General features: G+C 32.4%; 11 protein-coding genes. 6 read left to right on the top strand and 5 right to left on the bottom strand.

Translation table 11 applies throughout. The features are described 5' to 3' along the window. Positions 1-497, top strand: a 497-nt coding sequence (locus tag EAI80_RS10185; protein ID WP_129981931.1) for a VanZ family protein, incomplete at its 5' end; no start/stop codon positions are given. A 57-nt stretch (positions 498-554) separates the two neighbouring features. On the opposite strand, the gene EAI80_RS10180 is transcribed toward EAI80_RS10185, so the two are convergent. Further along, entirely contained in the window at positions 555-1,460 is a 906-nt protein-coding gene (locus EAI80_RS10180; RefSeq protein WP_022424487.1) for a diacylglycerol kinase family protein, read from the bottom strand. A gap of 3 nt (positions 1,461-1,463) precedes the next feature. Beyond that, on the bottom strand, positions 1,464-2,678 hold the full coding sequence (gene pepT, locus EAI80_RS10175; RefSeq protein ID WP_129981930.1) for a peptidase T: 1,215 nt from the start codon (positions 2,676-2,678) through the stop codon (positions 1,464-1,466). Between the two features lie 117 nt (positions 2,679-2,795). Here pepT and EAI80_RS10170 point away from each other — a divergent pair, with 117 nt between their 5' ends. The 3 genes from EAI80_RS10170 (at position 2,796) to EAI80_RS10160 (ending at position 4,759) form a co-directional block, all read left to right on the top strand. Continuing rightward, the gene (locus EAI80_RS10170) at positions 2,796-3,386 is read left to right on the top strand and encodes a ribonuclease H family protein (RefSeq protein ID WP_129981929.1); all 591 of its coding nucleotides are present in this window, start codon (positions 2,796-2,798) and stop codon (positions 3,384-3,386) included. Beyond that, positions 3,383-4,279 (top strand): exonuclease domain-containing protein, encoded by an 897-nt coding sequence (locus EAI80_RS10165; RefSeq protein ID WP_129981928.1) that lies wholly within the window; start codon positions 3,383-3,385, stop codon positions 4,277-4,279. The genes EAI80_RS10170 and EAI80_RS10165 overlap by 4 nt, the downstream gene beginning before the upstream one ends. 156 nt (positions 4,280-4,435) lie before the next feature. Continuing rightward, the gene (locus EAI80_RS10160; RefSeq protein ID WP_022424491.1) at positions 4,436-4,759 is read left to right on the top strand and encodes a PadR family transcriptional regulator; all 324 of its coding nucleotides are present in this window, start codon (positions 4,436-4,438) and stop codon (positions 4,757-4,759) included. A 59-nt stretch (positions 4,760-4,818) separates the two neighbouring features. Here the strand turns inward: EAI80_RS10160 and EAI80_RS10155 are convergent, their stop codons facing one another. Continuing rightward, positions 4,819-5,928, bottom strand: coding sequence for a hypothetical protein (locus EAI80_RS10155; protein ID WP_129981927.1), 1,110 nt, complete (start codon positions 5,926-5,928; stop codon positions 4,819-4,821). 133 nt (positions 5,929-6,061) lie between these two features. Here EAI80_RS10155 and EAI80_RS10150 point away from each other — a divergent pair, with 133 nt between their 5' ends. Together EAI80_RS10150 and EAI80_RS10145 are read left to right on the top strand one after the other, a co-directional pair. Beyond that, on the top strand, positions 6,062-7,069 hold the full coding sequence (locus tag EAI80_RS10150; RefSeq protein WP_129981926.1) for a glycosyltransferase family 2 protein: 1,008 nt from the start codon (positions 6,062-6,064) through the stop codon (positions 7,067-7,069). A gap of 74 nt (positions 7,070-7,143) precedes the next feature. Next, the gene (locus EAI80_RS10145) at positions 7,144-7,809 is read left to right on the top strand and encodes a phosphatase PAP2 family protein (RefSeq protein WP_192924049.1); all 666 of its coding nucleotides are present in this window, start codon (positions 7,144-7,146) and stop codon (positions 7,807-7,809) included. A 112-nt stretch (positions 7,810-7,921) separates the two neighbouring features. Here EAI80_RS10145 and EAI80_RS10140 read toward each other — a convergent pair whose 3' ends face one another. Beyond that, complete coding sequence (locus EAI80_RS10140) at positions 7,922-8,548, bottom strand: ABC transporter ATP-binding protein (protein ID WP_129981925.1); 627 nt, start codon at positions 8,546-8,548, stop codon at positions 7,922-7,924. Then, a partial coding sequence (locus tag EAI80_RS10135) for a hypothetical protein (protein ID WP_238634564.1) occupies positions 8,549-9,883 on the bottom strand: 1,335 nt, incomplete at its 5' end.

Below are 9,883 nucleotides of genomic sequence, written 5' to 3'. Positions count from 1 at the left end.
AGAGTTTTGGGGGATTTGAGTTTGGTTATATATTTGTGTCCGCGCAACGAAGGCGCGGGGAAATGGAGGAAATTATGAAAAAGACCCTATCGTTTAAATCATGCATTATCGTGTTCTACTTACTTGTATTTATCGCATTTATAATAGAGAAAAGACCTATTCTAAGTAATAGTACACCTTACTTCTCTAGAATAGCTTATGCGACTAATCTTGTTCCGTTCTACTATGATCCTAATTCAAATTATCAGGCGTTACAGATGAATATTATCGTGAAGATATTCTTAGTGATGCCAATCGCATTATATTATGTGATCAAGAAGGATTGTACATTAGGACAGTTAATCACATTTATTTTAGGTGTTAGCTTTATTTTCGAAGTAGCTAAATTACTTTCATTAAGAGGCTATTTTGATGTTACTGATTTCTTCTATTATATGGCAGGTGCTGCCCTTGCTTACTATATCTATAGAAGTATCAAGTTCTTTACAAAGAAATAAATAACTTAACATCATGAACTAAAAAGGAGGAAAATCAATTGATTTTCCTCTTTGTGTTTACTTTTCATCCTGGTCTGGAATAATGAGTGAAACTGCATGTCTTAAACATTCAACATGAACAGGGAAACTCTGTCCTTTTTCACCATCAATATCATAGACAATATCTTCATCACAACTGATTGTGATATCCTTTGCCTGAACATAACGAATCATTGGATTTTGAGGATGAAGATTACGCTTATAATCCATAAAGACATTAAGTAGTTCAGCTACATTCCCTTTTTTAATAATAATAAGATCTAACTTACCATCACTTGTAGAAGCATATGGAGTCACTCCTGGAAATCCTCCTACATGAGAACTATTCGTAATCATGAATAAGGCGGCATCTTCTTCAAACTCTATTTCATCTGCTTTTACTTTAAGATGAAGTGATAAGCCTAACTGTTCAGGTAACATCTTCAATCCATTGATATAGTAGGCAAGAGGACCAAATTTCTTCTTTTCCTCTTTAGTGACAAGAAATCCAATATCACTAAACATGCCACCACTTAATACATTCGCAAAACAATGATCATCTACATAACCTGCATCAATCTTCTTTGTTTTAAAACGAGCAATCATATCACGGAATGCTTCTGGTGTATTAGGAAGATTAAGGTAAGTTGCAAAGTCATTGACAGTACCTGCTGCTAGTATCGCAAGAGGAATCTTAGATTCACTCTTAATAAGTCCTGTTATGATTTCATTAATAGTACCATCTCCACCTACTGCCACAATAAAGTCATATTCATTTTTAGTCAGTCTAGCAGCACGTTCTAATCCATCATTCTTTCCTCTAGTAAAGTAAGTATCAATTGTATTTACGTTAGTATGAAGAATTAATTGACCAATAAACTGATCAATAGATTTCTGGAATGCATGTGTCCCACTAGAAGGATTAATGATAAACAAACACTTCATATATTATGCCTCCTTAATCAATTCAAGAAGTAACTTAACACCCTTTTTCATAGAATTAATACTACAGAATTCATAAGGACCATGGTAGTTATATCCACCAGTACCTAAGTTAGGACAAGGAAGTCCCATAAAGCTTAAATTAGCCCCATCAGTGCCACCTCTAATAGGAGATGCAATAGGATCAAGTCCTATATTAATCATGGCCTGTTTTACCTTATATACAATATCAGGTGTCTTATTGATAACTTCAATCATATTCTTATACTGTAAAGTAAAGTCAATATCAATATAATTGCCATGATTAACCTGATTTAAATAAGAAGCAGCAAGCTGCATTGTATGAATCATATCATGCATATTATCCATGTCATGATCTCTTAGAATATAAGTCATCTTAGCTGTAGAAACATCACCTTCCATATGATGAAGATGATAGAAGCCTTCTTTGTGTTCTGTTGCTTCAGGACGCTTATTATCACCAAGCATTGTATCAAACTGACGACCTAAAGTAAGAGCATTCACCATCTTACCTTTAGAATCACCTGGATGATAACTCTTACCAGTAATAGTGACATCAGCCTTATAGGCATTGAAGTTTTCAAAACTGAATTCATCAATTCTACCACCATCTACTGTATAGGCATAATCAGCACCAAATCTCTTGACATCAAAGTTTTCAGTACCTCTACCTACTTCTTCATCAGGAGTAAACGCAATACAGATATCACCATGCTTAAAATCTCTATTCTGGCAGATATACTCTACCATACTCATAATAATAGCTACACCTGCTTTATCATCTGCACCAAGAAGTGTAGTTCCATCAGTTGTAATTAAATCATCACCCACAAGACCTTTTAATTCAGGATTTGTTTCTGGATCTAAATACATCTTTTTTTCTTCATTAAGAATAATACGTCCTCCAGGATAAGAACGGATAATACGTGGATGAATATCATGTCCACTTGCATCTGGAGAAGTATCCATATGGGCAATAAATCCAATTGCTTTCATAGGCTCATCAGAATTACTATAAATCTTTCCGTATACAATTCCCTGATCTGTTCTTTCTACTTCATCTACACCTAAAATCTGCATTTCTTCACTTAAGAAATCAGCTAAATCAAATTGTTTTTCTGTAGAAGGGGATGTTGTAGAAGATTCATCAGACTGTGTATCAAAACTCACATATTTCAAAAATCTCTTTTCAATCAACATAAAATAACCTCGCTTTGTTTATTTCTTTCATTTTAACATAGTAAATAGTTTTTGTGAACTTGCATAATTAACTAGACAACGCCTATTGTTTTCATTATTATGGGGTAGGTGATAAAAATGAAATATTATGCCGTAAAAAACGGAAGAGTACCAGGTATTTATAACTCTTGGGCAGAATGTCAGAAGCAGATTCATGGCTTTAAGAATGCTTCTTATAAGTCCTTTACATCACGCACGGAAGCAGAAGAGTTTATTTCTGATAAAAAAGAAATACCTCAAATGGAACATGGGTTAATTGCTTATGTAGATGGTTCTTTTAATGCGAAAAAGAAAGTATATGGTTATGGTGCTGTATTAATTGATGGACAGCAGGTCATTAAACGTCTTTGTGGACATGGAGATAATGAAGAATGTATATCTAGTCGTAATGTCGCAGGAGAAATATTTGGGGCACTTGCAGCTGTAAAGTATGCAGTAGAACATCCTGAATATGATGGTATTGTGATTTATTATGATTATATGGGTATTGAAAAGTGGGCTATTGGAGAATGGAAAGCTAATAAAAAGCTGACACAGTATTATGCTGATAAAATGACTAAATACCGTAAACAATTGCCTATTGTCTTTATGAAGGTAGAAGCCCATACAGGAGACTTCTATAATGAACAGGCAGATCAGTTAGCAAAGAAAGCAGTGGGAATTGAATGAGTGAAAAAATAACAATCTTTGATATTGAAGAATTAAATAATGATCCTGTTAGTATCTGTTCTATTGGAATAGTGGTATTGGAGGATATGAAAGTAAAGGAAACATTCTATTCCCTTATTAGACCTCCTAAATTGACTTTTGATCCCTATCGTTATAAGGTTCATAAGATCAGACCACAGGATTTAAAGAAACAACCCACTTTTCCAGAAATCTGGCCAAAGATTAGTCAATATTTTGAAAACAGTATTGTGATATCTCATGATATCCAATCAGATTTAAATCATCTATTGGCAGTATTTAGAAGGTTTCGTATAAGAAAGCCTACTTGTTTCTTATCATGTACATTAGTACTCGCAAAGCTGTTTCATCCTGAATTACAAAAGTATGGCTTAGGTTCTCTATGTGATTATTATTCAGTGGAATTAGAGAATGCCCATAATGCACTGGCTGATTCTTTAGCCTGTGCAGAACTTTTAAAGAAGATGATGGATGAACATCACTATACAAGTCTTAAAGAGCTCCACGAGAAGGAAAATGTCCCTTTAGGACGTATGACAAGTTCTTTTATTGAACCTCTTGTATCAAGTGATAAGGTACAGGAAGTAAGGATGGGAATACAGAAAGAAACAGTTGCTTTCACTGGAAAACTTGCTCATACAAAACAAGAAATAGAAGCATTTGTAGAACAGGATGGTATGACACCATCATTCCATGTCACAACACAGACAAGATATCTCGTTATTGGGAAAAAGGACTACAAGCAGACAAGATATCAAAAAGGCAATAAGAAGATAAAAAAAGCCATGACACTATCAAGACAAGGTCAGGATATTAGAATCCTACATGAAGACCAGTATATTGATATGGTAAGAAAAAGAACTCTTAAGGCATAGAGTTCTTTTTCTTACACACTATTTTAAAAAAAATGACGCTTTTTTTTATTGTAAACAGGATAAAAGTACAGTTTGGTGCACAAATACGTCATTTTATTTAAAAAATGTATTGAAAACGCTTCTAATATTTGATAATCTTATTATAGGTGATTAATTATGGCAAAGACTTCAAACTATTTATTTAAACTTGATTTAATGATTTTAAGCTTATTGAAAGAAAAAGATCAATATGCGTATGAACTAACTAAAGAGATTGCAGAAAAATCTAAGGGTCGTATTGAACCGAAGAATGGTACTATGTATCCTATTATCTACAAACTCATTGAAAATGGCTATATTTCAAGTAATACAATCATTTACCACAATAAAGCTAGAGTGTATTATCACCTAGAACCAGCCGGAAAGGAATATTTAGACAAGATTATTGTGGAATTTGATGAACTAGTGGATTGCATCAATTCATTTATTCACAAAGATTAAAATAGAGTTCCCATGATGGCACTCTATTTTTTTGCATAAAAAAAGAAATAGGCAAATGCCTATTTCTTGATTTCTTTATAACTGACTGCGAAAGGTCCAGTTTTAGTAACGATTGTGATTGTATCGCCTTTTTTATACTCTTTAAATTCTTTGGCAGTAGCACGATAAGTAAATTTCTTTTTACCTGTTTTTACATTGAAATGATATACCTGTGAGAACTTAGTTGTATAATGTTCTGTCTTAGTAATAACACATTCCTCTGTATTAGTTACCTTTGCAAGAGGATCATTGATCCAGCATAATGCAAGTGGAATAAAGATAACTAGGAAGCATGTAAATAATGCATCTCTAGGTAATCCAGCTTTTTCACCAATCCAGCGATAGAATACAAAGATAATTAAGAATACAATAATTGTTGCATAAATAACAGGTCTTGTATTTTCCATTGCATATTTAGTAAATAGAATTAACCATCCTGTAATAGTAGGGATAATAAAGTTACCGAAGAACAATCCATACAATTCTTTGATTGCTGGCTGATTTCCTTCGGCAGTTAGACCTAAATAGTAAATACCTGCAAGCACAGGGATAACGATAGAAATTAATCCACCCACAACAAGAGAATCAAGTGCACCAATCATACCAGCCACTAATGATACTAACTGGATAAGTGTTAATACAAGCATCACTGGTTTAGTAACTGATACAGCAGGCATACGACTAGGTGCTTCCTTTGTACCCTCAACATCTTCATAAGGGATCTTATGATCAGTACATTCTTCAACTAATTCAGCTAAATCAGCCACTTCAAATTCTAATGAAGAAAGCTGTGCAATCACTCCTTCTTTAGAATAAATAGTGAGTGTCTTACCATCATCTACTAGTTTAGTAATGTCTTCATAAGCATACTTCTTTTCATTATTACCTTCTTTAAAAGTAATATCATCTTCAGTCATCATATAAGAGAAAGTCTTCTTCTTGTTCACCTTTAAAGTGATATAAATCATAAGTAGAAGCCCGATGACACCAAGCCCTGTAATCACATAATAACCGTCTTTTGCTTCTATAAAGCCAAGAACTAACATGATAATACCAAATACAGGACAAAGGATTTTCATTGTACTAATATGAAATAGTAAACTATCCTTATATGTTACGTCTCTATTCATTTTTTTAACCTCAACTCCTTACGTATACAGTATATATTACATTAATTTTAGATGTAAACACAAGCGATAGTTGATAAATTATAGCCTTATTAAGGTGATTTATGGTAAAATAAATCTATATGGAGGTAAATGTATGAAAACTCTTACAGTTGCAGTGCCTTGTTATAATTCACAAGATTATATGAGACATGCTATCGAACCATTATTAATATGTGAAAATGATATTGAAATCTTAATCATTGATGATGGTTCTAAGGATAAGACAGGAGAAATAGGAGATTTATTAGAGGAAGAATATCCTGCAACAATCAGATGTATACATCAGGAAAATGGTGGACATGGTGAAGCAGTGAATACTGGTTTAAAGAATGCAACCGGACGCTTCTTTAAAGTATTAGACAGTGATGACTGGTTTGATGAAGCATCTTTAGTTAAAGTGATTCAGACATTAAAGAAACTTGGCAATGATGTCGATATGATGATCTGTAACTATGTCTATGATAAACCATCAAAGAATACACAGAAGCCTATTCGTTATACAAATGCATTACCTGAAAATAAGATTTTCAGATGGTATGATGTGAAATATTTCTATCCATCGCAGAACCTATTAATGCATTCAATTATCTATCGGACAGAAGTATTACGTGCAAGTGGTCTTGTACTTCCTAAACATACATTCTATGTAGATAACTTATTTGTGTATGAACCTATTCCATTTGTTCAAACTATGTATTATCTAAATGTTGATTTATATCACTATTTCATTGGTCGTGATGATCAGTCAGTGAATGAAACAGTGATGATTGGACGTATTGATCAGCAGATCAGAGTGAATAAACGTATGATTGATGCGATTGATATTGATAAGCTTAAATCACGTAAGATGAGAAAATACTTAATTAAGTATCTATCTATGATTACTACAGTAACTACAGTACTCTGCGTAAAGAGTGGTACAGAAGAAAACCTACAGAAACGTAATGATTTATGGGCTTATATGAAGGATACAAAGCCTGCCGTTTATAAGGAAGTAAAGAAGACTGCATTAGGTCTTGCTATGCAATTAAATGATCCACTAGGACGTAAACTAATCGTTGGTGGATATAAACTTGCACAGAAACTATTTGGTTTCAATTAACAGTGATTCTATCACTGTTTTTTTTATGTTGACTATTACCTACTGAATCGATAGAATAAAATTTGGGTGATTAAATGATTAAGAAATTCATAAAGACTCATGAACATGCATGGGTTCTTGTCTATTTTGTATTTTATATGCCTTGGTACTTTGGCTTACAACAAAGAGATATTAGTCATTTCTTTGATATGTATGTAGGATTAGACCGTATCATACCATTTGTACCAGCATTTATTATTCCTTATATCTATTGGTTTTTATTTGTTGCAGGAACTTTGTTATTCTTGTTTTTCTATGATGCAGATGAATTCTATCGTGGCTTTTCATTTCTAGCCTGTGGTATGACTATTTCACTTATCATATTCACAATCTTCCCAACAACATTCTGTCATCGTCCAGAAGTACTTACAGGGAATGCCTTTGAACAATTCTGGTTAAGATTTATTTATGGGGCAGATAAACCAACTAACGTATTTCCAAGTATTCATGTATTTAATTCAATAGGATGTGCGATAGCACTTATTAAATCAAAGAAATTCAAAGACAATAAATCAATGCATATATTTGCGACTATCTCAGCAGTACTTATTACATTATCTACAATGTTCATCAAACAGCATTCATTTATGGATGCTGTAGCAGCAAGTATAATCGCATATGTGCTCTATCAGCTCATTTATAAGAGAGAACATCCACGTTTACGTCAATTTGTATATTCTAAGTTTCCTAATAAAGGCTAAAGGTGTCAGTAAAATGACACCTTTTTCAATCGCAATAGTTCATAGAATAATAAAGTTTTGCGGTTTAAAACCGCAAAACTTTTGTGAAAGAGGAGTTTTTGCGGTTAACTGATTAAATATGAATAACTCTCTCACAAAGTTTCGCAACATCTAGGTCATGTGTCACAATCACTACAGTGGCACCACTACTATGGTGATATTCCATTAATAGATCCATCATTATTTTTGTGTTTGTTGCATCAAGTGAACCAGTTGGTTCATCACATAACACAATCTTTGGCTTTTTAAGAAGTATCTTACAAAATGCGATACGCTGTGCTTCTCCACCAGATAAAGAATATACTTTTCTATTCTCATATCCTTCTAATCCAACAGTAGATAGTACTTGCTTTACCGCATTCAATTTTTCTTTCTTATTGAATTTTGAATACTTCAACACAATATTAAGATTCTCTTTGACGGTATAATCATCTACAAGTGCATTGTTTTGAAACATATAGCCTATATCATATCTCATAAGTAGTAATGCATCTTTCTTATTTGAAATCAATTGATGATTAATGATAATTTCTCCATCGTCTACCTCTTCCAATAACCCCATGATATTAAGTAATGTAGATTTGCCAGAACCACTATTTCCTACAATTGCGACAAGTTCATTATCTTCTATAGTGAGATTGAAATGATCAAAGATTGTTTTTGTATCATAGTGCTTCGTAATATTCTTTAATTGAATCATTTAAAATGTTCCTTTCAATAGATGAATGATATTCTTTCTCTCAAACTTCTTTATGGAAAGTACATAAGTCATACCCCATAGAGTCATAAGAATCAGATGAATAATAAGAGTGTAGATGAAATAAGAATGACATAATAAAGAAATCAAGAATGTAGATATAAATAAAACAACTGTTGATTTCACAAAATAGAAATACTTGCTTAATGGTGTATAACCTTCCATTGTCTCTATCGCAAGAAGTGATGCATGATACTGGATGAATATATGAATATTCTGGTAAATCATCAATATCATCAAACTGACTAATGCGACAGAGATCATAATAACCGCAATAAAGAGTGTTTGTTCCTGATGGTTTAATAGAGACATTTCATCATAGGCAGTAATGATTTTAGAAGCATATTGATCTAAGTCATGTTTCTTTAAAATAGAATGAATTCTTTCCTGAGAGCCTTTGATTTTATAAGGATTATATTTATATCCTAGAATGACATCATAGTCTTCAGGTGATCCATTTTTATTTGTAAGTACCTGTACAACAGGATTTGTGATACTATTTGAATGATCAGATACAATCAAAGAGTTATAAGTAAAGAATTTCTGATTGTCTTTATAATAAATAATCTTGATACCATGAGGTGTATCAAACATAGCCTGTGTCATCTTATATATCTTCTTCTTTGAATAGTTTTGAGGTGCTAAGACAATTCTTTTCTTTTCATCCTTACTGATATGAATAGCATGTCCATGTATATCTTGAATCACTTGTTTCTTTAAGTAGTTTGTATTGACATAGGCCATACTTGTATTTGTATATGTTTCTTTATCATATTCATTAAAGTCAGCATAGAGACTACCAAGACTGTTGAATTCTTGATAAAGTTCTTTTTGTTTATTTAAAAAGCTTTGACTAGTAAACAGATCACTATTTTCTACATTGGAGACTTCACTCAAGATAGAATAATGTTTCATTGTATTCCATTCATTGTGATTATTCATTCTACTTAATAGCGAATAACCAGTCTCTATTCCAATAGATGAGAGGAATAGAATAACTAAAACCATAATGAATAAGACAACCTGATTGAAATAAATGATTGTTTTAGAGGGACCTTTGTTTTTGAGGAAGTCTATCGCTTTGACATCTTTAAAATGATTGATCATAAGAATACATATAATCAAAGTGAGTAATAAAAATAAGAATAAAATTAAGAAGTTATCAATTAAAAAGTGAATAACGGATTTGTTGATATGCCTGCATACTAGTAACGTAAGGACAAAGAATCCTATGAAGGTAATAAGAAATTGTGATTGTATAATGGGACATATATAATC

The sequence above is a fragment of the Catenibacterium sp. co_0103 genome (assembly GCF_004168205.1).
Lineage (GTDB): Bacteria > Bacillota_I > Bacilli_A > Erysipelotrichales > Coprobacillaceae > Catenibacterium > Catenibacterium mitsuoka_A.
This window is presented reverse-complemented; position numbering and strand designations above follow the sequence as displayed.